Raw genomic sequence first — 23101 nt, forward strand, 5'->3', positions numbered from 1 at the left:
GCCTTCGGCCGCGGCCGGCGCCGGCTGCGGCGCGGCGGGCGGCGGCTGCGGCGCGGCGGGCGGCGGCTGCGGCGCGGCGGGCGGCGGCCAGTCACCCACGGGAGCCGCCGGGGCCGCCGGCGGGGTCTGCGGGAGGGGCGTGGTGGCGCCGGAGTCCGACGCGGGCGCCTGCGGGGCGGCGGCCGAGGAGGACTCCACCGGCACGGGGGGTGCGGACGGCGCCGGAGGTACCGGGGTGCCCTCGTTCGTGCCCTCGTTCTCGGTGTTCACAGCTCTTCTCCTCGATCCACGGCTGTTGTCGTCGCGTGCGCTTGTGTACTGCTCAGCTTTTCCCACGGGCCGTCAGAGCACCATAAGCGCTGGCTGTGGGTCTCCGGGCAATCTTTATAAGGGACTTTTAGTGCACTAAGTGCGCATCTTCGAAACATCTCAGACTGTTCTCAGATGCCCGCGGTGGCACGATGACGCGGTGACCCACGCACGGCAGCACCACATTCAAGTCGTCGCCCACCGCGGAGCCTCCGAGGAGGCCCCCGAGCACACCCTGGCCGCGTACAAGAAAGCGATCGAGGACGGTGCGGACGCCCTCGAGTGCGATGTACGGCTGACCGCGGACGGACATCTCGTCTGTGTGCACGACCGACGGATCAACCGTACGTCCAACGGCCGCGGTGCCGTCTCCGCCCTGGAGCTCGCCGATCTCGCTGCGCTGGACTTCGGCTCCTGGAAGACGCGGGAGGCGCGCGAGGCCTGGCACGCGCGCGTGGAGGACCCGGACTGGGAGGTCCGGCCGGAGGACCGCGAGGAGACGTCCGTCCTGACCCTGGAGCGGCTGCTGGAACTGGTCTCCGACTCCGGCCGCCGGGTCGAGCTGGCCATCGAGACCAAGCATCCGACGCGCTGGGCCGGGCAGGTCGAGGAGCGGCTGCTGATCCTGCTGAAGCGGTTCGGCCTGGACGCCCCGGAGTCGGCGGCCGAGTCGCCGGTGCGGATCATGAGTTTCTCGGCGCGTTCGCTGCATCGCGTGCGTGCGGCGGCGCCGACACTGCCGACCGTCTACCTGTCGCAGTTCGTCTCCCCCCGGCTCCGCGACGGGCGGCTGCCCGAGGGGGTCGGGATCGCGGGCCCCTCGATCCGGATCGTGCGCAACCACCCGGTGTACGTCGAGCGCCTCAAGCAGTCCGGTCATCAGGTGCACGTCTGGACGGTGAACGAGCCGGAGGACGTGGACCTCTGTGTCGAGCTGGGCATCGACGCGATCATCACCAACCGACCGCGCGCGGTGCTCGACCGGCTGGGCCGCTGAACGCCCGCACCGGGCCGGCCGCCGTCCGCACCGACACCCCACAGGTCACTCACACCTCACAGATACCTCACGTCCCCTTGACCCCACGCCAACCCTCCCGCATCCTCCAAATCGGCCACTCCGTCGAAATTCAGCCAAGCACTTACGGGGAGTGCTCCGGCGCGTTCGCTCCGTGTTCGATCGTTGCGAATGCGTCTGAGGACGTGGATTGGCCGGTTTCCGGTACAGGCCAATGGGGCATCCACACCGTGGCGTGGGGCGAAGGAGGTCTCGGGGGTGGCGTTGGTGGTGGCACAGGAGGTGCCCACGTCGTCGAGCATGGCCGTACCCCATGGCCCTGCGGGCGTGGGGGAGGCGCGACACCGCATGCGCGACCAGTTGCGCAGGGGCGGGGTGTCGGAAGCGGTCATCGATGATGCCGTACTGATCCTTTCCGAACTTTTGAGCAATGCGTGCAAACACGGCCGGCCCCTGGGTGACGCCCTGGCGGGGGACGGCGATGTACGCGCCGCGTGGCAGGTCGACACCGGGGGCCGGCTGATGGTCGAGGTGACCGACGGCGGCGGCCCGACCCGGCCCTCGCCGGCCACCCCCTCCGTCACCGCGCACGGCGGCCGGGGGCTGAACATCATCACGGCCCTGTCCGACGACTGGGGTGTCCGGAACGACGCCCGCGGCGAGGTCACCGTGTGGGTCCTCGTCCACGCGGACGCCCACGACCCCGACGCCGGCTGCCGCCGCGACGACTTCGCCTCCCGGGTCGCGGCGCCCTCGGTGGCGTCGATACCGGGACTGGATTTCGCCGACGCGTTCGACGATCTGGACTGACCTGGGCTGAACCGGGCCGACCTGGGCTGACGGGTGCTGATGGGGGCTGAGGTGGGCTGACGGGGGCTGACCCGGCCGCCCGCCGACAGCCGACGGCTGCCCCACCGGCCCGGACCCACCGGCCCGGACCCACCGGCCCGGACCCACCGGCCCGGACCCACCGGCCGCGACCTGGCGGCCGGGCCGCCCCAGGTCGGTCCGGGGCGCCCCGGACCGCCGTCGACCGGTCTCCGGACCGGCGGCGGTCGCCCCCGCGCGGCCTGGCCCGGACCGGACCGGACCGACAGCGGTCGCCACCACCCGGCCCGAACCGACAGCAGTCGCCCCCGCGCGGCCCGGCCCGAACCGACAGCAGTCTCAACTGCCCGGCCGCGACCGAACCGACAGCGGTGGCACCGCCCGGCCCCGACCGAACCGACAGCGGTCGCACCGCCCGGCGGCCTGGACCGACAGCGGTCGCCACCCCCCGGCCCCGACCCGGCCCGTTCCCCATCCGCTCCGACCGGCCTGAACCGACCTGAACCGACCCCGACCCGCCCCGACCCGCCCTGACCCCACTCGACCCCACCCGATCCACCCCGATCCACCCTCGTCGCCCCCCTGAAGCACCAACCCGTTGTCCACAACCGCCGCGTTGTCCACAGGTTCCCGTGGTCTCGGGTGCGAACGGCTAGGCTCCGCCCGTACCAGACGAGCCGTACCCGGGAGACACCCAGTGGCCAAGAAGCGACCCCAGACGAAGGCCGGCCGGCCGCAGCTCACGGACGGGGAGATCCCGGTCGTCGGCGCCCGGGAGCCCTGCCCGTGCGGCAGCGGCCGCCGTTACAAGGCCTGCCACGGCCGGGCCGCCGCGCACGCCGTGACCGAGCTGGTGCAGCGCCCCTTCGAGGGGCTGCCGGGCGAGTGCGACTGGGTGGCCCTGCGCGAGCTGGTCCCGGCCGCGACGGTCGCGCTGACGCTGAAGGACGGGCTGCCCGAGGGCGTCCCCTCCGTCACGCTGGCCACGGTCCTGCCGATGGCGTGGCCCGCGCTGCGCCGAGACGACGGCTCGGTGCTGCTCGGCCTGCAGAACGACACGCCGTCCGGCGACATCAGCCGCGACCTGGCCGACACCCTCCAGCGGGCCCTCGAGGCACAGCCGGGTACTCCGGTGCAGGCCCGCCGTGCCCCGGCGGACGGTCCTCGGATGCAGGATCTGCTCGACGCCGAAGGCGTGTTCGAGCCAGTTGTGCACGACGGTTTCGAGTTCTGGGTGCCGGACCCGGAGAACGCCGCTCCGGACGTCGCCGCCTCCCTGGAGCGGGCCAACGCGGCGGCGATCCCGACCGTCAAGCTGACCGGGGTGGACTCCGCCTACTGGTGCGAGACTCCGGACAAGAACCATCTGCGGTGGGTCATGCCGCACCCCGAGGAGCGGCTTCTGGACGCGCTCGCGCGGCTGCACGCGGCGGGCCGTTCCAGCCTCGGTGAGGGCACGCGTCTGGTGGGCTCCTTCCGGGCGCACGGCCTGACCGTGCCGGTCTGGGACCTGCCGAGCGGGGTCTCGGCGGACGACGTCGAGAAGCCGGCCGCCGAGTTCGCCGAGCGGCTCGCGGCGGCCCTGGCCTCGGAGGCACCGCTCACCCCCGAGGAGCGCCGGGCGCGCGGCGGGCTCACCAACCGCCAGGTGACGCTGAGCTGAGGCACGGCCGCCGGACGGGCCCCGGCTGACCGGTCGGTCAGCGGGGCCGGACGGACGGAAGGCGTGACTCCGCTCACAACTCCCGTACGCACAAGGTGAGTCGGCGCCAGAAATCGCCGATCGGCACATGTCCGAAAGCCCGATGAAAACCAGAGATCGAATTTGCTTGGAGCCGATCTCTTGTTACCGTTCCAATAGCCCGGTTGCTGGTGCATCCCCCGTCGCCAGCAACCGGGTCTTTGCATGCCCGGACGGGCCCGGTCGGCCCGGGCGGACCGGGCCCGTCCGTCAACTGCCTTCGGCACCCGGGGAGTTGCTGCCGGAGCGCAGCAGCAGCGGCCCCTCGCCCGCCTTCCCCGCGAACGCCGAGAACTCGGCGACGGCGGTGTACGCGTCCAGGGTGCCCCGCGTCGGTTCACGGGGTGTCTCACAGGTCTCCGGCTCGTCCTCGGCGGCCACGGCGCAGCGCATCCGCACCGTGCGCCCCTCGGGCGCCATGAGGCTCAGGACGGCGTCCAGGGCGCGTCCCGTGGCGTTGCGGTAGTAGGTGCGCGCCCAGGTGTCCCCGCCCTGGGTCAGCAGACAGGTCTGCGCCTCGACGCCCTCGGGCGAGGTCAGTCCGGGGCCGCAGCGGGCGGCGGTGGCGAGACCGAGGCCGAGCAGCAGCGGCGAGGAGCCGGCCGGGGGAGCCGGGGACGGGGCCGGCAAGGCGGCGGGCGCCTTCGGGTCCGTACCCCCGTCCGGAGCGTCTCCGACCTGCCCCGCGGAAGCCATGGCCAGGGGCACTGCGAGCGCGCAGGCCACGGCTCCGCCGAGGGCGAGGAGACGAAGGTTCATAGGGGGAACATAGGGCGCGGAACCGGACCTCCCGGGTCGGCGCGCGCCCGACACCCCTACATCTCGGGCGCGCTCACACCCGTACGAGTGAGGGCGTCGACGACGGCGTCCACGACGGCCTCGACATCGGGCACCCAGGGGGAGGCCGAGCCGGGCAGCGGGGCGCGTTCCCAGCGGATGTCGCCCCGGCCGGTCTCGGAGGGGGGCAGGGCGAGGTAGCCGCCCTCGCTGTGGAAGCGCAGGGAGCCGGGGACGAAGTCCTTCGCGTACAGCAGTTCGCCCAGCTGCTCCATGGAGTAGGGGCGGACGAGGATCGCCCACCGGGTGGGCGAGGCGACGACCGGGCCGAGCCGCATGCCCTGCCGGTCCAGCGCCACGAGCGCGCGGGACGCGGCGAGCGCGGGAAGGCTGACCGCGCAGGGGGCCTGGCCCCCGGTGGCGAGGATGATCGGCGCGGCCGGTCGGTTGGTCCACCACCAGCGCACCATACGGGCGTCGGTGGTGGCCGCGAGCAGGCCGGGATCGAAGGGGTGCGCGCCGGGCAGCACGCACTCGGGGTCGGGACAGCCGCACCGCGAGGTGCTGCGCTGGTCCGCCGTCACGCCGGGCAGGACGGGCCACTGCCATTCCGTCGCGAAGGTCAGGGCCGAGTCGATCGACTCAGGCCCCTTGTCGCCGGACTGGGACAGAAGCCTGCGTCGCCTTCCGAGGATCTCGCGCATGAGCGCTCGTTCCTTTCCGTTGCACCGCTGGCAACACCGTGGGCCACATCACACCATGTGTCGGTCAGTTCACTGGGCGTACCTGTTGGCGCATCACACCCCTGTCCTCGACAAGGGGAACCCCTGGGGCTGAGCTCCGGCCGCTTCCGCGGCCGCTCCGCCGACTTGCGTCCATCAAAACGCTGGGCGTGGCGTGGGGTGGCGAAGTCTGGCGTTTTGCCTCTCGCCGTATTTCTCTCGGCCTCCGCCACGGGAGGATGGGGCACGGTCGTCGGTGGCTATGACGCCCGGTTCGGCCACCAGGTTCCGGGTGGCTCCCGACGACCCCTGGTCCTTACCGAGTACGTACCCATCACGACCGTTGTGACGCTCCGTGGAGCAAGGCCAGTCGACCGCAAACAACCGTAACCCGAGTCAGTTTTAAGCCATTTTTGCTATTCGACAAGAGGGCGGGAAGAGTCGCGTCCGATTCCCCCCAAAGGCCTCATGGACACCACTAATCCCAGCAGGACAATGCTGGACATCCCCTTACGAGTGCGTGTACATGTGGAGACACTGCCAGCGGCGCAGATTGACATGGGGGTTTGCGATGCTTTTGAGCAATACGCTCCGGTCCGAGAGCCGGATGCCATGAACGCCCCTCACGCTCCGAAAGTGGCTGGAATCGATTCAACGGTTCCCTCGCCAGCACACACTGTCGCGCCCGCGCCCGCTTCCCCGGAAACCCCGCCGGCCGCCGAGGCCCCCTCCGACCCGGGCACCCTGCTCACGGACCGCCTCGCCGGCTGGGTCTCGGACCTCACGACCCTGCACGAACTGACCGAACGTCTGGCCCGCACGGACGCACTGAGCGAGGCACTGACCGAACTGCTGCGCGCCGGAGCCGCCCTCGTGGGCGCCCGGCGCGGTCTCGTCGTCCTGGAACCGGCCAGCGGCCTCGGCCCCGACACCACCATCGGACTCGGACTGGGCCGCGCGGACCTCGGCCACATCGAGACCGTGCCGCGCAGCGCCATCTCCTACGGCCGGATCCTCGACGGACTGCCCGGCGCCGACGGCGAGATCGCCGAACCCGACCTGCTCGCCGAGGACGGCCTCGACCCCCGCCATCGCGAGGTGGCCGCCCGCCTCGGCTACGCCGCCAGCTACGCCCTGCCCCTGGTCGCCGACGGCCCCGAGGGCCGGGTCGGCGCCGCCGTCTGGCTCTACGACGAGCCCGCCGAGCCGGGCGAGCGCCAGCGCCATCTGATCGGTCTGTACGTCCGGACCGCCGCCGAGCACCTGGCCCGGCTCGTCGAGGTCGAGCGCACGCGCGCGTCCATGGCCACGATGGCCGAGGAACTGCTGCCGTCCCGGCTGCCGAGGGTGCCCGGCGTCCAGCTCGCGGCCCGCCGCAGCAGCGGCCCGCGCGGCGGCGGCGACTGGTACGACGCGCTGCCGCTGCCGGACGCGGCCCTCGGCCTCGCCGTCGGGTCCGTCACCGGCTCCGGGCCGAGCGCGGTCGCCGCGATGGGCCGGCTGCGGGCCTCCCTGCGGGCGTACGCCGTGATGGAGGGCGAGGACCCGGTCGCCGTCCTGTCCGACCTGGAACTGCTGCTGCGCCTCACCGAGCCCGCCCGCTCCGCGACCGCCCTGTTCGCCTACTGCGAACCCTCCCTGCGCAAGATCACCCTGGCCGGGGCCGGGCACTGCCCGCCGCTGCTGGTGGGCGAGCACCGCACCGAGTTCGTGGAGACCTCCGTCTCCGCTCCGCTCGGCATGCTGACCTGCTGGGAGGCGCCGAGCGTCGAGCTGGATCCGGAGCCCGGCGAGACGGTCCTGCTCTACACCGACGGGCTGCTGCACCGCACCGGCGACCCCGTCGACCGTGCCTTCGCCCGGCTGCACGCGGCCGCCTCCGGGGTGCCGAAGGCCCTGCGGGGCGACCCCGGCGCGATCGCCGACCACGTCCTGCGCACGGTGCTGCCGGACGGGGCGGCCGAGCGGGACAGCGAGGAGGACGTGGTGCTGCTGGCGGCGCGCTTCGAGTGAGCGGCCGGGGCCGCGGGCTCCCCCGGGCTTCCGAGCGCCGGACTTCCTCTCCTGGGCTGTCTCCCGTACGACCGTACGATGGACAGGGTCCAGTGCCGTATCGAGGAGGATGACCGTGGCCGAGGAGCTCACACCGGAGACGCCGGAGACCCCGGAAACCCCGGAGGAGACCGAGGAGCCCATCAAGCAGCGCAAGAACGGCCTGTACCCGGGCGTGTCCGACGAGCTCGCCGAGAACATGAAGTCCGGCTGGGCCGACACCGAGCTGCACGACCTGGAGCCGATCGCCCAGGCAGCCGAGACCGCCGCCCGCCGCGCCGCGCTCTCCGCGCGCTTCCCGGGCGAGCGCCTGGTGATCCCCGCGGGCAACCTCAAGACCCGCTCCAACGACACGGAGTACCCCTTCCGCGCCTCCGTCGAGTACGCCTACCTGACCGGCAACCAGACTGAGGACGGCGTCCTGGTCCTGGAGCCCAGGGGCGAGGGCCACGAGGCGACCATCCACCTGCTGCCCCGCTCCGACCGCGAGAACGGCGAGTTCTGGCTCTCCGGCCAGGGCGAGCTGTGGGTCGGCCGCCGCCACTCCCTGAACGAGGCGCAGAAGCGTTACGGCATCCCCGCCGCCGATGTGCGCGAGCTCCCCGGCGCCCTGCGCGAGGCCACCGGCCCGGTGCGGGTCGTCCGCGGCTACGACGCCGGCATCGAGGCCGCCCTGACCGACAAGGTCACCGCCGAGCGCGACGAGGAACTGCGGGTCTTCCTCTCCGAGACCCGCCTGGTCAAGGACGCCTTCGAGGTCGGCGAGCTGCAGAAGGCCGTCGACTCCACGGTCCGCGGCTTCGAGGACGTCGTACGCGTCCTGGACAAGGCCGAGGCGACCAGCGAGCGCTACATCGAGGGAACGTTCTTCCTCCGCGCCCGCGTGGAGGGCAACGACATCGGCTACGGCACCATCGCCGCGGCCGGCGCCCACGCCTGCACACTGCACTGGGTGCGCAACGACGGCCCCGTGCGGTCGGGTGAGCTGCTCCTGCTGGACGCGGGCGTCGAGACGCACACGTACTACACCGCGGACGTCACGCGCACGCTGCCGGTCAGCGGCCGGTACACCGAGATCCAGAAGAAGATCTACGACGCGGTCTACGACGCCCAGGAGGCCGGTATCGCGGCCGTCGTGCCGGGGGCGAAGTACCGCGACTTCCACGACGCGGCACAGCGGGTGCTCACCGAGCGGCTCGTCGAATGGGGACTCGTCGAGGGGCCGGTGGAGCGGGTGCTGGAGCTGGGCCTCCAGCGCCGGTGGACGCTGCACGGCACCGGGCACATGCTCGGGCTGGACGTCCACGACTGCGCCGCCGCGCGCGTGGAGTCGTACGTCGACGGCACGCTGGAGCCGGGCATGGTGCTGACCGTCGAGCCCGGGCTGTACTTCCAGGCCGACGATCTCACCGTGCCCGAGGAGTACCGGGGGATCGGGGTGCGGATCGAGGACGACATCCTCGTGACGGAGGACGGTCAGCGGAACCTGTCGGCGGGGTTGCCGCGGCGGTCCGGTGAGGTGGAGAGCTGGATGGCTTCACTGAAGGGCTGAGGGTGAAGGGATGGCCGGGCACCGACGGGGTGCCCGGCCATCGCTGCGTTCCGAGGGTTCCCCTTCAGGGGGTCGCCCTGATGTCCGGCAAGGAGTCGACGAAGAGGGCGCCTGCCAGCAGGCCCGCGCTGCCCCTGGGGCTCCAGCCCCGTTCGTGGAGATCCGAGTCGAAGGACGTCAGTGCCTCGCGGCCCTCGTCCGTGTGCGTGCCGCCCGCCTCCAGGACTCCGCGGGCGCCCGCCTGGACGTGGCGCAGGCCCAGGGGGCCGGCCGTGTACAGGAGTTCGGAGTCCTGGAGGGTGGACATGACGGTGAGCAGGGCGTCCAGCTGTGCCTCGGCCTCGCCCGCGCCGGCGGAGCGTGCCTTGGCCAGGGCGTCCAGTGCCCGCCGTACATGAGGGAACCCGGCGCGTGCCTCGCCCCGGGCGCCGGCCGCGCCGTACTTCGCCGAGACCGTCGAACCGCGTGACGGCCGCCGTGGTGCGCCCTTGTCGGGGTGCGCGGCGATCCGCTTGGCGGCCTGGGCGACCTCGGCACCCCGCGCGCGGGGGTGGAGGGCGGCCGCGGCGACCAGCAGTCCCAGCGTCCACAGGGCGCCCCGGTGTCCGCCGCCGGCCAGGCCCACCGAGTGTTCGGTGCAGCGGCCTATGGCGCCGAGCTCCGCGCGGAGCCGGGGTGTGGGTTCGCCGGTGCGGCGGGCGGCGGCAGCCATCGCCGCAAGGCCTGGTGCGAGTGCCTTGGCCGACCAGCGCAGCCCGCAGTGGTCTCTGCGGGTGACACGGGCGTCCAGGTCACGGGGGTCGGGCAGGCCGGGCTTGGGAGCCAGGGCCAGCTGACCGGTCAGCGCGGCCACGGCGGCCTGCGCGAGCACGTCGTCCTCACGGCTGGTCATGACCCCGCCTTACGAGGACGTGGTGGCGGAGTCGGTGGGCGCGTCGCTCGGCGGGGCACCCGTCGGGGCGCCGCTCGGCGGGGTGCCGGCGTCGCCGCCGCCGCTTCCGCTGCCCGCGCCGGTGCTCTCGGCGTCCGGGTCGACGCCGAGGGTCAGGAAGCCCTTGTAGCCCTTGGAGGGGTCCTTCTTGTGGACGGCCTTCAGGGTCAGCAGGCCGCTGGAGGCACCGCCGCCGTCGTACACCATGTCGTTGTCGAGCGTGGTGTAGCTGCCGGAGTGCTTGGAGTACGGCTCCAGGGTGAAGATCTCCTCGGCGATGGCGTCGTCGAAGAAGAACTGGCCGGTGTAGTTGACCTTGCCGCCCTCGTAGGTGCCGTCCTCCTTCTCGCCGCCGGTGTGCACCTTGACGTGGATGTGGCAGGTGCGGGGCGTGTACCAGCCGGGGAAGATCGTCTCGAACTTGACGACCCCGTTGGCGTTGGCGATCTGGTAACCGCGCAGATAGGTGCTGTCGTTGGCGGTGGAGCCGTCCTCGCTCTCGGCGGGGGCGGAGCCGCCGGGGTTGGCGGTGGTGTAGCCGGAGTAGTAGCCCCAGGCGTCGCAGTGCCAGATCTCGACCGCGGCGCCCTTGACCGGGGTGCAGCCGTCGGTGGCGTCGACGACCGTGAGCCGCAGGGTCAGCGGTACGCCGCTCTTGCCTTCGGTGATGTCCTTGCGCACCAAGGCACCGTCGAGGTAGTAGGGCCCTTCCGTGACGCTGCTCATCAGCGTCATGCACTCACTGCTGGTCGAGGTGGCGTCCGCGGTCGCCTCGGTGTCCGTGGTGGTGTCGGCGAATGCCGCCTGGTAGCCCGCGACGGCGAGTCCGCCGGCCGCGACCGTGCCACCCGTGACCACGAGAGCGCGGCGCCGGGTGATGCTGGTGTCTTTGTGGTTTCCCGTCATGAACAGGAAATTAGGAACGCAGTCCATCAGCGGGCTGGAAGAACGCTGAGAGGAACCTGTGAGTGCTGAGGAACCTGAAGTTCCGTGCCGTTCCGCCGATCTGAGCGGATGTCATACGGCCATCAGCGGGGCGTCCTTGCGCCACTTCAGGATCTTGTCGAAGCTGACCACCGCTCCGCCGCGCCCCGGGGTGTTGCCGATGTGCACATGATCGGCGAGTTCCTGGATGAGGAAGAGGCCTCTGCCCTGTTCGGCGTCCATGCTCGTGCGCACCGGCGCGGGCGGGGGGCGCTCCGCGGTGAAGCCGGGGCCGGAGTCGGCCACCTCGATCCGGCACTTCTCGCCGTCGAGATAGGCGGTGACCCGGTACGCCTCCGAAGGACCGCCGCGCGCGTACTCCCCGCCGTGCTCCACGGCGTTGGCGCAGGCCTCGCTCAGCGCGACCGAGAGGTCGTAGCTCACGTCGGGATCGACTCCCGCCGTCTCCATGGTCCCGAGCAGCAGACGGCGGGCGAGCGGAACACTCGCGGCTTCGCGCCGCAGATGGAGTGACCACCAGATGCTCATGCTCCAGCCTCCTGGCCGCGGCTCGACATACGGATACGTATTGCCGCCCGGACGCCGGTGTAAGCGCGAATTCCGCGTGATGCCGCCCATATGGGGGATGCACGGATGACAAGAATCGGTGTATGTGGTGCTCAGGAGGCGTCCGTCGTACATGGACCTGCCGTAGGGAGGCCGTAAGGCCAGTGCGATGATGAGGCGGCCATGACTGCCCCCCACGAGGTCCGCCTGCTGCGGGCCGCGGTCTTCACCGCGGTCTGTGTCGTGCTGGCCGCGGCCGGGCACACCATGGCCTCCTGCGCCACCGTTCCGCTGTGGACGCTCGGCGCGGGTTTCCTCGGCGCCCTGGCCGTCGTGGTGCCGCTCGCCGGGCGTGAGCGCTCACTGCCGGGCATGGTGGCGCTGCTCGCGGTCGGACAGACCGTGCTGCACACCCTGTTCGGGCTCGGGCAGCACACCGCCACCACGACCACCGGCGCGGTGTCGGCGTCCGACGCGGCGCTCGTCGCACGGGCGGCCCGGCTGGTGTGCGGGGCGACGGCGGCGGCGATCAGCCCCGCCCAGGCCCAGAAGATCCTCGTCGACGCCCGGCTCTACAGCCCCGCCGACGCCACGGACATGACCGGCATGAGCGGGATGGGGTCCATGACCCACCCGGCGGACGCCCTGTCCACGGCCGGTCCGGCCATGTCCCTGCTGCCGTCGCTGCCCATGGTGCTCGGGCACCTCCTCGCGGCCCTCGCCACGGGCTGGCTGCTGCGGCGCGGCGACTCCGCCCTGCGGCGGCTGATCGAACTGTCGGCGCACGGGGTCGCCGAGGGAGCGCTCGTACGGTCCCTGCGCGGGGCGTTCGCGCTGGCGCGTGCCCTTCTCGCGGGGCTGCCGGCCGGACCGGGCACGGGGCCGCGGCTCCCCCGCACCGCCTTTCTCGCGCCCCCGCGGCCCCCTACCAGCGCACTCCAGCACACGGTGATCAGGCGCGGCCCGCCGGCCGGGTCCGTCCTCGTCCTCGCTGCCTGACGCGACACGACCAGCACTCCGTGGGAGGGGTGGCCGCTGTCGTGCGGCACGCGTGTGTGCGCGCTTCCCGCCGGTCCCTTCCGGCCCGTCGCGTACGCCTCCCCCGTCCGGCCCCGTCGTCGGACCTCACCGCAGACCTCACCCGGAGTGGAGTGCTCCTCGCCATGCAGGCCTCTCGTATCGCCGCCGCCGCTGCCGTCGCCGGTTCCACCGCCCTCCTGCTGTCCGCGCCCGCGTTCGCGCACGTCAGCGTGCAGCCGGACGGCACGGCCGCGAAGGGCGGCTACGCCCTCGTCAACTTCCGCGTTCCGAACGAGCGCGACGACGCCTCGACCACCAAGCTCGAGGTGAGCTTCCCGACCGACCACCCGCTGGCCTCGGTGATGCCGGAGAAGATCGCCGGCTGGAAGGCCGTCGTCACCAAGACCAAGCTCGCCGAGCCGCTCGAGGTGCACGGGCAGAAGATCAACGAAGCGGTCTCCAAGGTCACCTGGACCGCCGACGGCAAGGGCATCGAGCCCGGCTACATCCAGCGGTTCCCGGTCTCCATGGGCGCCCTGCCGGAGGACACGGACGAACTGGTCTTCAAGGCGATCCAGACCTACTCCGGCGGCGAGGTCGTGCGCTGGATCGAGGCCCAGGAGGACGGCGCCGAGGAGCCGGAGAACCCGGCACCCGTGCTCGCCCTGTCCGCCGCCACCGGGGACCACCACGGCGGCGCGGCCACCGCCGAGGACGCCTCCGACGAGTCGGCCGACTCCGCCGACTCCTCCGACGACGCCAAGGCCGCCGCCGCGACCACCGAGGCCGCCGCCGACTCCTCCGGCGGCAGCGACACCACCGCCCGGGTCCTCGGCGTGGTCGGCATTGTCGTCGGCGCCGCCGGGGTGGCCTACGGCGTGCTCGCCGGACGCCGCCGTACGACGTCCGACGCCTGACCGCCCCCGCCTCCACCGCCGTACAGCCCCGTACTGCCGTACGCACCGGAGCCCGTGCAGCCGCACGGACACACGGGCCCGGTGCGTACCGGAGTTCCTACCTCTGGGACATTTCTCTATGCGCAAGAAGACGTTCGCCGTGGCCGCGCTGCTCGCCGCCGCCACCCTCACCCTCTCCGCCTGCGGCAGCGGCGACAGCGCCGACACCTCCGTCGCCGTCGTCGCCGGGGACAGCGGCAAGCAGCAGGCCGCGACCGTGCTCGACCAGCCCTTCACCAAGCCCGACCTGGTCCTCACCGACACCCAGGGCAAGCCGTACGACCTCCGCAAGGAGACCGAGGGCCACCCCACGCTGATCTACTTCGGCTACACCAACTGCCCGGACGTCTGCCCGCTGACGATGAGCAACATCGCCGTCGCCAAGAAGCAGCTCTCCCAGGCCGACCAGGACGAGCTGCGCGTGGTGTTCGTCACCACCGACCCGGACCGGGACACCCCGGCCGCGCTCGGCAAGTGGCTCAAGGGCATCGACCCGCAGGTCGTCGGTCTCACCGGCAAGTTCGCCACCATCCAGGCCGCCGCCCGCACCGTCGGCATCACCGTCGAGCCGCCGCACAAGGACAAGAACGGCAAGATGGTCTCCACCCACGGCACCCAGGTCATCGCCTTCTCCCCGAAGACGAACGGCGGCTATCTGCTGTACGGCGAGGAGGCCACGGTCGACGACTACACCAAGGACCTGCCCAAGATCATGAAGGGGCAGAACCCGTGAGGCGCCCCACGGCGGGCACCGCGGCGGTGATCGCCGGGGCGTTCCTGCTCGCGGGCTGCGGCTCCGACGGGAAGGCCGAACTCTCCGTCGCGTCGGCCTACATACCGCAGCCCGTCTCCGACACCATGGCCGCCGGTTTCCTCACCGTCGTCAACAAGGGCGGCGCGAAGGACGAACTGACCTCCGTCACCAGCGCCGTCGCGGGCAGCGTGACCCTCCACGAGACCGTCGGGTCCTCGATGGAGGAGGTCACCTCGCTGGCGGTGCCCGCGCACGGTCAACTCGTGTTCAAGAGCGGGGGAAACCATCTGATGTTCGAGAAGCTGAAGCGCAAGCCGGTGCAGGGCGAGACGGTCGACGTCGAACTGCACTTCGCCGAGTCCGGCCCGCTGAAGGTCGAGATCCCGGTGGAGTCGGCCGTGTACAGCCCCAAGACCGGCCACTGAGGGAAGGACCACCGTGAGGCCGACCATCGCCCCCCGCGTCCGGATGATCGTGCTGCTGTTCCTGGCGGTCACCGGCGCGCTTCTCGCCGGTGCCGGACCGGCCGCCGCGCACGCCGCGCTGACGGGCAGCGACCCCGCGCAGGGAGTGGTGGTCGACAAGGCACCCACCCAGGTGACGCTGACCTTCTCCGAGACCGTCTCCCTGAACGACGACTCCCTGCACGTCCTCGACCCCAAGGGCGCCGAGGTCGACGAGGGCAAACCGTCCAACACCAGCGGCACCTCGTACGCCGTCCAGCTGCACGCGGGGCTGCCCGACGGCACGTACACCGTGACCTACCAGGTGGTGTCCGCCGACAGCCATCCCGTCGCCGGCGCCTACACCTTCTCCATCGGCTCGCCCTCGAAGACCAGCGTCTCGGTCTCCGACCGGACGGCCGGCGGCGGGGTCGTCGGCTGGCTCTACGGCTTCGGGCGGTACATGTCGTACGCCGGCTTCATCGTGATGGTCGGCGGCGCCGCCTTCGTCCTGGCCTGCTGGCAGCGCGGCAGCGGGGTACGGGCGCTGCAGCGGCTGGTGGTCTCCGGCTGGCTCACGATGACCGCGGCCACGCTGTTCCTGCTGCTCCTGCGCGGCTCCTACACCAGCTCCGGCAAGGTCGGTGCCATCTTCGACCTGGAGCTGCTCGGCCAGGTCCTGCAGACCAAGACGGGCGCGGCGCTGGTCTCCCGGCTGCTGCTGCTCGCCGCGGCGGCGCTGTTCATCGCCGTCCTGTTCGGCGCCTACGACAAGCGCGAGGAAGAGGAGAAGCGGGACCTCACGTTCGGGCTCGCGGTCGGCGGGACGGTCGTGGCCGCCGGGCTCGCGGCGAGCTGGGCCATGGCCGAGCACGCCTCGACCGGGCTGCAGCCGGGCATCGCGATGCCGGTGGACATCCTGCATCTGATGGCCGTCGCCACCTGGCTGGGCGGGCTCACCGCGCTGCTCGTCGCCCTCTACCGGGCGCCCGCGGACCGGCCCGTCGAGGCCGGGGCGGTCCACCGCTTCTCCCAGGTCGCGTTCGGCAGCGTCATCGCCCTGGTCGCGACCGGCGTCTACCAGTCCTGGCGGCAGCTCGGCGCCTGGTCGGCCTTCACCGAGACCCGCTACGGCCAGCTGCTCCTGGTGAAGATCTGCCTGGTGGCCGTCCTCGTCGGCATCGCGTGGATCTCCCGGCGGTGGACGGCCCGGCTGGGGGACGCGGCGGGGGTCGCCGTGGAAGCCGTGGAGGTCGTGGAGGTCGTGGAGGACAGGGAAGCCGGGGAAGAGCAGTCCGGCAAGGAGCACGTGACCGCTCCCGCGCGGGCCGGTGAGGCCGAGAGCGCCGGTGAGTCCGAGGGCTCGAAGGGGGCCGGTGCCTCGAAGAGCGCCGGGAGCGCGAAGGACGCCGGTGACGCGCGGCGGGCCGCCCAGCTCGCGCGGCAGCAGGCCGCCGTGGACACCGCCCGGGAGAAGCGGCTGCGGGACGGCGACCCCCACCGCTTCGGGCTGCGCCGCTCGGTGCTCGCCGAGGCCGGTGTCGCCGTCGTGCTCCTCGCCGTCACCACCGTGCTGACCTCGACCGAGCCGGGCCGTACAGAGCTGGAGGCCGCCAAGGCCGGCTCGTCGTCCGCCTCCTCGTCCTCTTCCTCCGACTCCTCGGACTCCACCTCGGGTGCCCTGACGCTGGACATGTCCTTCGACACCGGCGGCACCGACGGCAAGGGCGTCGTCAGCGTGGACATCGACCCCGCCCGGGCCGGCGCCAACGAGATGCACGTCTATGTGACCCGGCCCAACGGACGCGGCTTCGACGTCCCCGAGGTCAAGGTCGCCTTCACCCTCGAGGCCAAGAACATCGGGCCGCTGTCCGTCGCCCCCGACCACATCACCACCGGCCACTGGGCGGCGAACGGGGTGCAGATCCCCATGGCCGGCGAATGGAAGATCGCCGTGACCGTGCGGACCTCCGACATCGACCAGGTGACCGTCTCCAAGAACGCGCAGATCGGCTGAACCGCACCATGCCTGACCAGTCCACCACCGAAGTCCATGAGCCGGCGGTCCCCTCCTCCGAGGAGGGCGCGGCACGGCTGACCCGGCGCAAGCTGCTCGGCACCGCCGGTGCCACCGGGCTGGTGCTCGGGACGGCCGGCGCGACCGCGGGTTATGCGGCGGCGCCCGCCCAGGCGACCCCGCTGTCCTCGGTCGGCGCGGGGCAGGCGCCGTTTCACGTGAAACACCAGCCCGGCATCACCCAGGGCCTCCAGGCCCGGGGGCATCTGGTGGCCTTCGACCTCGCGGCCGGTGCGGGCCGCAAGGAGGCCGCCGCACTGCTGCGCCGCTGGTCGGAGACGGCCCGTCTGCTGATGGCGGGCGAGGCGGCCCCGAACGACGACACGGACATCGCCCGGGACGCGGGACCGTCCTCGCTGACGATCACCTTCGGTTTCGGCAACAGCTTCTTCGCCCGTACCGGTCTGGAGAAGCAGCGCCCGGTCGCCCTGGACCCGCTGCCCGACTTCTCCTCCGACCAGCTCGACAAGACCCGCAGCAACGGTGACCTCTGGGTGCAGATCGGCGCGGACGACGCCCTGGTCGCCTTCCACGCCCTGCGCGCGATCCAGAAGGACGCCGGCGGCGCGGCCAAGGTCCGCTGGCAGATGAACGGCTTCAACCGCACCCCGGGTGCCACCGCCCACCCCATGACGGCCCGCAATCTGATGGGCCAGATGGACGGCACCCGCAACCCCAAGCCGGCCGAGTCCGACTTCGACGAGCGCATCTTCGTCCCCGCGAAGAGCGCCAAGGACCCCGCATGGATGGCGAACGGCTCCTACGCCGTCGTACGCCGTATCCGCATGCTCCTCGACGACTGGGAGAAGCTGTCGCTCGCGGCGCAGGAGCAGGTGATCGGGCGGCGCAAGTCCGACGGGGCGCCGCTGACCGGGGGTGGGGAGACGACCGCGATGGACCTGGAGAAGACCGACGCGAAGGGTGATCTTGTCGTCCCGCTCAACGCGCACGCCCGGATCACCCGGCCCGATCAGAACGGCGGCGCGGCCATGCTGCGGCGGCCCTTCTCCTTCCACGACGGCATCGACCCGGACGGCACCCCCGACGCGGGCCTGCTGTTCGTCTGCTGGCAGGCGGACCCGCTGCGCGGTTTCGTCACCGTCCAGCGCAAGCTGGACCGCGGGGACGCCCTGTCGACGTACATCCGCCATGAGTCGAGCGGCCTCTTCGCGGTGCCCGGTGGCGCGGCGGCGGGAGGATATGTGGGGCAGGCGTTGCTGGAAGGGTGAGGTGGGGCGCGTGGGGCGCGCTGTTCCTCCGGTCCGGTCCAAGGGGTGCGCCCGGGGTTACGCGGATTCATTCGTCGGTGGGGTGCTCGTGAGACAGCGGCCCGTGGTTCGCCTACGGCCATTAGGGTGAGGTCATGCCAGCGAGCTATGCGTATCTCGGCCCCGAGGGGACCTTCACGGAGGTCGCCCTGCGCACGCTTCCGGAGACCGCCACCCGGCAGCTGATCCCCTATGTGTCGGTGCAGTCGGCACTCGACGCGGTGCGCGGGGGCGAGGCCGAGGCCGCGTTCGTGCCCATCGAGAACTCCGTCGAGGGCGGGATCACCACCACCCTGGACGAGCTGGTCGCGGGCGAGCCGCTGATGATCTACCGCGAGGTGCTGCTGTCGATCACCTTCGCGCTGCTGGTGCGGCCCGGCACCACGCTGGCGGACATCAAGACGGTCTCCGCGCACCCGGCCGCCCAGCCGCAGGTGCGCAACTGGCTGAAGGCGAACCTCCCCGAAGCCGTCTGGGAGTCGGCCGCCTCGAACGCGGACGCCGCCCGGCTGGTCCAGGAGGGCCGCTACGACGCCGCCTTCGCAGGCGAGTTCGCGGCCTCCCGGTACGGCCTCACCGCCCTGGAGACCGGGATCCACGACGCCGAGAACGCCCAGACCCGGTTCGTGCTCGTCGGCCGGCCCGCCCGGCCCGCGGCGCCGACGGGCGCGGACAAGACGTCGATCGTGCTGTGGCAGCGCGACGACCACCCCGGTGGGCTGCGCGATCTGCTGGGCGAGTTCGCCACCCGCGGCATCAACCTGATGGTGCTGCAGTCCCGGCCGACGGGCGCCGGCATCGGCAACTACTGCTTCTGCATCGACGCCGAGGGGCACATCACCGACCGCCGGGTGGCGGACGCGCTGATGGGGCTGAAGCGGATCTGCCGCGATGTGCGTTTCCTCGGTTCGTACCCGCGCGCGGACGCGACCGCGGCGGACGTTCCCGCTCCGCTGACCGGGACCTCGGACAGCGCGTTCGTGGCGGCGGCCGACTGGGTCGCGCGCTGCCAGGACGGCCGGTTCTAGGCCCGCTTTCGTTATCCACAGAAGTTATCCACAGGTGGGCTTCTCGACCTGGGGACAAGTCGACAACGAAGCGCCATCCAGTCGACAAATCGCCCTGGAGGGCCCAAGCGGGCCCACAGCTGCGCACATCACCCTTCGTCCACCCGTTTCCTTCGATCAATCCTTTGGGGCGACGCATTTCCACTCGAAAGTGGGGGTCGTGGGCGTCCGGGACGGGAATTCCTCGTGTCGTCGAGGCGTCTCGGAATGATCCATTCCGATGTCCACAGACTTTTCGCACACCCTGTGGATAACTCACTCGGGGTGTGGATCCCTGTGGACAACCGAGTCACCAAGTCCCGTCCCGCGCAAGGAAATCGAGTCAACGCGGCGCCCGTCACCTGACCCGTCCCAGGGAGTGAGACACTTTTCCTTGACACGTTCGGCAATTCCCTCATAACGGTACGTACGTCGCGATGCGGGACATCCGGCGCACGATTCGGAATAGGGAGTCGTGAGCCGCAACCACGCACCGGTAGCCTTGACCACGTGATTGACCTTCGCCTGCTCCGTGAGGACCCCGACCGTGTGCGCGCGTCCCAGCGCGCCCGTGGAGAGGACGTCGCGCTCGTCGACTCTCTCCTGTCCGCCGACGAGCGACGCAGGTCGTCCGGCGTCCGCTTCGACGAACTGCGCAACGAGCAGAAGTCGCTCGGCAAGCTGATCCCCAAGGCCTCCGCCGAGGAGAAGACCGAGCTCCTGAAGCGCGCCGAGCAGCTCAAGGCCGACGTCAAGGCGGCGGACGCCGAGCGCGACGCGGCCGACACCGAGACCCAGGAGCTGCTGCTCAGGCTCGGCAACCTCGTCCACCCCGGCGTGCCCGTGGGCGGCGAGGAGGACTTCGTCACCCTCCAGACGCACGGCACGATCCGTGACTTCGGCGCCGAGGGCTTCGAGCCCAAGGACCACCTGGAGCTCGGCCAGCTGCTCGGCGCGATCGACGTCGAGCGCGGCGCGAAGGTCTCCGGCTCCCGCTTCTACTTCCTGACCGGCGTGGGCGCGCTGCTGGAGCTGGCCCTGGTCAACGCGGCGATCGCGCAGGCCACGGCGGCCGGCTTCACGCCGATGCTGACCCCGGCCCTGGTCCGCCCCCAGTCGATGGCGGGCACCGGCTTCCTCGGCCAGGCGGCCCAGGACGTCTACCACCTCGACAAGGACGACCTCTATCTGGTCGGCACCTCCGAGGTCCCGCTCGCCGCGTACCACATGGACGAGATCATCGACGCCGAGCGCCTTCCGCTGCGCTACGCGGGCTTCTCGCCCTGCTTCCGCCGCGAGGCCGGTTCGCACGGCAAGGACACCAAGGGCATCTTCCGCGTCCACCAGTTCGACAAGGTCGAGATGTTCTCCTACGTCCACCCCGACGACTCGGAGGCGGAGCACCAGCGTCTGCTGGAGTGGGAGAAGCAGTGGCTGACCTCGCTGGAGCTGCCGTTCCGGGTGATCGACGTCGCGACCGGTGACCTCGGCTCCTCGGCCGCCCGCAAGTTCGACTGCGAGGCGTGGATCCCGACCCAGGGCAAGTACCGCGAGCTGACCTCGACCTCGGACTGCACCGAGTTCCAGTCCCGCCGGCTGTCGATCCGCCTCCGCGAGGGCAAGCAGGTCCGCCCCCTGGCCACGCTCAACGGCACCCTGTGCGCCGTCCCGCGCACGATCGTCGCCATCCTGGAGAACCACCAGCAGGCCGACGGTTCGGTGCGGGTGCCCGAGGTGCTGCGCCCCTACCTCGGCGGCCGAGAGGTCCTGGAGCCGACCGCCAAGTGAGCACCGCGTCTCCCTCCGGCGGGTTCCCCTACCGGCTGATCGCGACCGACCTCGACGGAACGCTCCTGCGCTCCGACGAGTCGGTCTCGCGACGCACCCGTGACGCGCTCGCCGCCGCCACCGCGGCGGGGGCGGCGCACATCGTCGTCACCGGCCGCGGGGTCCCCTGGACCCGGCACATCCTCGACGACCTCGGCTACGAGGGCCTCGCGGTCTGCGGCCAGGGCGCGCAGGTGTACGACGCCGGCGCGCACCGTCTGCTGACCTCGGTGACCCTGGACCGGCAGCTCGCCGGGGTGGCTCTCGCGAAGATCGAGGCGGAGGTCGGCCCGCTGTACCTGGCGGCGAGCCGGGACGGACTGGACGGCGATGTGCTGGTCGGGCCGGGTTACTCGGTCACCGGCAGGCTGCCCTCGACGCCGTTCACGGACGCGTCCGATCTGTGGGCCGCCCCGCTGAGCAAGATCTACGTACAGCATCCGACCCTCACGGACGACGAGCTGGCCGAGGCCGCTCGCCGGGCCGCGGGGGGTTTCGTGACCGTCGCGATGGCCGGTGAGGGCATCGTGGAGCTGCTGCCGCTGGGCCTTTCCAAGGCCACGGGGCTTTCCCTGGCGGCTCGCCGGTTGGGTGTGAAGGCCGCCGAGACCATCGCCTTCGGCGACATGCCCAATGACCTTCCCATGTTCGCGTGGGCCTCGCGGGGAGTGGCCATGGCCAACGCCCACGAGGAGCTGAAGGCCGTCGCCGACGAGGTGACGTCCTCCAACGAGGAGGACGGGGTCGCGGTGGTCGTGGAGCGTCTGCTGGGCTGAGGTTGTGGTGTGGGTGCGGCGCCGTTGTGGCTGGTCGCGCCCACGCGGCGGAGCCGCACATCGATACAGCCCCGCGCCCCTGGTGGGTCCACTCGTCCTGCGTTCAATGTCTTTGCGGAGGATGCACGGATCGAACGTGCGCGGGCTTTTCCACCCGACCGCGGTTTAGCAAACCGGTGCCTTGCCACTCGGCCAATCCTCCGGGTGGGCGGCCCACGCGAGAGCGACATCGCGTGCTCGAAGCGGCCGCCCCGGGCAACTCCCCGTGCGAACGGGGCTTCTTGGAGGGGTAACTACTCCGAAGCCCGCCGCCGGCTGCCCTGTCGGGAGCCGGACGTACTGCCGTGCATGGACATCGCCCCGCTCCTCTCCCAGCTCGTGGTGGACGACAACCACTCTGCCCGGTGGACGAGTCGGGCGCCACCGAATAAAACAGGTGTGCTATCGGCGGCGCCACCTGCGACGGCGGGCCTTGCTGAAGAACCAGCCGGCGGGCGGCTCGTCGGAGCGCCACGGCTGCGGCTCGGGCTCCTGGGCCCGCCAGCGCGCGGCGAGCATCCGGGCCCGGGCGGACGGCTCGGACGTCTCGGCGGCCCGGACGAAGTCCTCGTCCAGGACCAGGTCGTCCCAGATCTCGTCATCGGATTCCTCGCGACCGCCGCGCTGTGACGTCTTGTCTGCCATCCCGGCCTCCTGCCCTTCTGATGGGCCGCAATCCTTCGGCCCAGTGTGCCCGGGAGGGGGTGAAGCCACCGTCAAGAGCGACGATGGCGGCACCCCCGTCCCTGTTACTCCTCGCCCGCCAGGGTCAGCGCCCGGAGCTTCTGTCCCGCGTACCAGGTGGCCAGGACGGTCACCACGACCAGCAGCACGGTCGCCGTCGTCAGTCCGACGTCCGAGGTGACCAGGTCCCCGCCGGCCACCTTGTGGGCGACGGCCAGCGACCACTGCTGGACGCTGAGGGTGCGCGCGCCCGGCACCAGGGAGCCGAACAGGGCCTCCCAGACCAGGGCGTAGACGAGCCCGAAGACCACCGCGTGCCGGGACACCGTGCCCAGCAGCAGGAAGAGGGCCGCGTAGGCGATGGAGGAGACCAGGGCCGCGACCGTGTAGGCCACGGCGATCTGCTGGCCGTTGCCGTTGAGGATGAACCCGGCGATCAGCGTCGGCAGCGCCGAGAACACCATCGTCACCGCGATCGCCACGATCAGTTTGGTGAAGATGATCGTCGGCCGCTTGATCGGCTTGGACAGCAGGTACACCACCGAGCCGTCGTCGATCTCCGGGCCGATCGCTCCGGTCCCGGCGATGACACCGATGATCGGCACCATCGTGGCCAGCCCGAGCCCGCCCAGCAGGTCGGCGGCCGTCTGGTCGTCGGCGCCGGTCAGGGCCCGCACGACCACGGAGATCACGATCAGCAGCAGGGGCAGGGCGCCCAGGATGAGGGCCCGACGGCGGCCGAGCAGGGCCCGGTAGGTGAGCCGGGCGACTGTGGGGTCGTACATCTTCGGCC

The 23101-nt window shown here is 71.7% G+C and carries 21 protein-coding genes, 1 tRNA gene and 1 pseudogene; 14 read left to right on the top strand and 9 right to left on the bottom strand.

Features of this window, described 5'->3' with window-relative positions:
* A pseudogene (locus ABZ490_RS09445) lies at positions 1-270 on the bottom strand (protease); the annotation flags it as partial.
* 199 nt (positions 271-469) lie between these two features.
* Here ABZ490_RS09445 and ABZ490_RS09450 point away from each other — a divergent pair.
* The 3 genes from ABZ490_RS09450 (at position 470) to ABZ490_RS09460 (ending at position 3815) form a co-directional block, all read left to right on the top strand.
* Positions 470-1306, top strand: coding sequence for a glycerophosphodiester phosphodiesterase (locus tag ABZ490_RS09450; protein WP_358986806.1), 837 nt, complete (start codon positions 470-472; stop codon positions 1304-1306).
* Positions 1307-1495: 189 nt separating this feature from the next.
* Positions 1496-2134, top strand: a complete 639-nt coding sequence (locus tag ABZ490_RS09455; RefSeq protein WP_358986809.1) for an ATP-binding protein — start codon at positions 1496-1498, stop codon at positions 2132-2134.
* Positions 2135-2849: 715 nt separating this feature from the next.
* Positions 2850-3815: a DUF5926 family protein gene (locus ABZ490_RS09460; protein WP_358986812.1), complete on the top strand. Its 966-nt coding sequence runs from the start codon at positions 2850-2852 to the stop codon at positions 3813-3815.
* 288 nt (positions 3816-4103) lie between these two features.
* On the opposite strand, the gene ABZ490_RS09465 is transcribed toward ABZ490_RS09460, so the two are convergent.
* Both ABZ490_RS09465 and ABZ490_RS09470 read right to left on the bottom strand, forming a co-directional pair.
* Positions 4104-4652 (bottom strand): hypothetical protein, encoded by a 549-nt coding sequence (locus ABZ490_RS09465; RefSeq protein WP_358986815.1) that lies wholly within the window; start codon positions 4650-4652, stop codon positions 4104-4106.
* Positions 4653-4708: 56 nt separating this feature from the next.
* On the bottom strand, positions 4709-5374 hold the full coding sequence (locus ABZ490_RS09470; protein WP_358986818.1) for a bifunctional DNA primase/polymerase: 666 nt from the start codon (positions 5372-5374) through the stop codon (positions 4709-4711).
* A 513-nt stretch (positions 5375-5887) separates the two neighbouring features.
* Between ABZ490_RS09470 and ABZ490_RS09475 the strand changes: the two genes are divergently transcribed.
* Positions 5888-7405: a PP2C family protein-serine/threonine phosphatase gene (locus tag ABZ490_RS09475; protein ID WP_358986821.1), complete on the top strand. Its 1518-nt coding sequence runs from the start codon at positions 5888-5890 to the stop codon at positions 7403-7405.
* A 115-nt stretch (positions 7406-7520) separates the two neighbouring features.
* Positions 7521-8996 carry an aminopeptidase P family protein gene (locus ABZ490_RS09480; protein ID WP_358986824.1) on the top strand — a complete coding sequence of 492 codons (1476 nt, stop codon included), beginning with the start codon at positions 7521-7523 and terminating at the stop codon, positions 8994-8996.
* A gap of 64 nt (positions 8997-9060) precedes the next feature.
* Here ABZ490_RS09480 and ABZ490_RS09485 read toward each other — a convergent pair whose 3' ends face one another.
* From ABZ490_RS09485 to ABZ490_RS09495, 3 genes are all read right to left on the bottom strand, one after another.
* Positions 9061-9888 carry a triphosphoribosyl-dephospho-CoA synthase gene (locus ABZ490_RS09485; RefSeq protein ID WP_358986827.1) on the bottom strand — a complete coding sequence of 276 codons (828 nt, stop codon included), beginning with the start codon at positions 9886-9888 and terminating at the stop codon, positions 9061-9063.
* Between the two features lie 9 nt (positions 9889-9897).
* On the bottom strand, positions 9898-10833 hold the full coding sequence (locus tag ABZ490_RS09490; protein ID WP_358986830.1) for an intradiol ring-cleavage dioxygenase: 936 nt from the start codon (positions 10831-10833) through the stop codon (positions 9898-9900).
* Positions 10834-10944: 111 nt separating this feature from the next.
* Entirely contained in the window at positions 10945-11400 is a 456-nt protein-coding gene (locus ABZ490_RS09495; RefSeq protein ID WP_358986833.1) for an ATP-binding protein, read from the bottom strand.
* Between the two features lie 201 nt (positions 11401-11601).
* Between ABZ490_RS09495 and ABZ490_RS09500 the strand changes: the two genes are divergently transcribed.
* From ABZ490_RS09500 to ABZ490_RS09540, 9 genes are all read left to right on the top strand, one after another.
* Positions 11602-12417, top strand: coding sequence for a hypothetical protein (locus ABZ490_RS09500; RefSeq protein ID WP_358986836.1), 816 nt, complete (start codon positions 11602-11604; stop codon positions 12415-12417).
* A 164-nt stretch (positions 12418-12581) separates the two neighbouring features.
* On the top strand, positions 12582-13355 hold the full coding sequence (locus tag ABZ490_RS09505; protein ID WP_358986839.1) for a YcnI family protein: 774 nt from the start codon (positions 12582-12584) through the stop codon (positions 13353-13355).
* Between the two features lie 118 nt (positions 13356-13473).
* Complete coding sequence (locus tag ABZ490_RS09510) at positions 13474-14127, top strand: SCO family protein (protein ID WP_358986842.1); 654 nt, start codon at positions 13474-13476, stop codon at positions 14125-14127.
* Positions 14124-14573: a copper chaperone PCu(A)C gene (locus tag ABZ490_RS09515; RefSeq protein WP_358986846.1), complete on the top strand. Its 450-nt coding sequence runs from the start codon at positions 14124-14126 to the stop codon at positions 14571-14573. Before ABZ490_RS09510 ends, ABZ490_RS09515 begins: the two co-directional genes overlap by 4 nt.
* Positions 14574-14586: 13 nt before the next feature.
* Entirely contained in the window at positions 14587-16608 is a 2022-nt protein-coding gene (locus tag ABZ490_RS09520) for a copper resistance protein CopC (protein WP_358986849.1), read from the top strand.
* An 8-nt stretch (positions 16609-16616) separates the two neighbouring features.
* Positions 16617-17897, top strand: coding sequence for an iron uptake transporter deferrochelatase/peroxidase subunit (efeB, locus tag ABZ490_RS09525; RefSeq protein ID WP_358986852.1), 1281 nt, complete (start codon positions 16617-16619; stop codon positions 17895-17897).
* 134 nt (positions 17898-18031) lie between these two features.
* Complete coding sequence (gene pheA, locus ABZ490_RS09530) at positions 18032-18964, top strand: prephenate dehydratase (protein ID WP_358986855.1); 933 nt, start codon at positions 18032-18034, stop codon at positions 18962-18964.
* Between the two features lie 528 nt (positions 18965-19492).
* The gene (gene serS / locus ABZ490_RS09535; RefSeq protein WP_358986857.1) at positions 19493-20770 is read left to right on the top strand and encodes a serine--tRNA ligase; all 1278 of its coding nucleotides are present in this window, start codon (positions 19493-19495) and stop codon (positions 20768-20770) included.
* Positions 20767-21585 (top strand): HAD family hydrolase, encoded by an 819-nt coding sequence (locus tag ABZ490_RS09540; protein WP_358986860.1) that lies wholly within the window; start codon positions 20767-20769, stop codon positions 21583-21585. Before serS ends, ABZ490_RS09540 begins: the two co-directional genes overlap by 4 nt.
* 115 nt (positions 21586-21700) lie before the next feature.
* Here the strand turns inward: ABZ490_RS09540 and ABZ490_RS09545 are convergent.
* The 3 genes from ABZ490_RS09545 to ABZ490_RS09555 form a co-directional block, all read right to left on the bottom strand.
* Positions 21701-21787: transfer RNA gene (locus ABZ490_RS09545), tRNA-Ser, on the bottom strand.
* Between the two features lie 239 nt (positions 21788-22026).
* Positions 22027-22269 (bottom strand): hypothetical protein, encoded by a 243-nt coding sequence (locus ABZ490_RS09550; RefSeq protein WP_358986863.1) that lies wholly within the window; start codon positions 22267-22269, stop codon positions 22027-22029.
* Positions 22270-22373: 104 nt separating this feature from the next.
* The gene (locus ABZ490_RS09555) at positions 22374-23093 is read right to left on the bottom strand and encodes an ABC transporter permease (RefSeq protein ID WP_358986866.1); all 720 of its coding nucleotides are present in this window, start codon (positions 23091-23093) and stop codon (positions 22374-22376) included.
* Between the last annotated feature and the right edge of the window lie 8 nt (positions 23094-23101).

Origin of the sequence: Streptomyces sp. NPDC005811 (assembly GCF_040630405.1) — a bacterium.
Classification (GTDB): domain Bacteria; phylum Actinomycetota; class Actinomycetes; order Streptomycetales; family Streptomycetaceae; genus Streptomyces.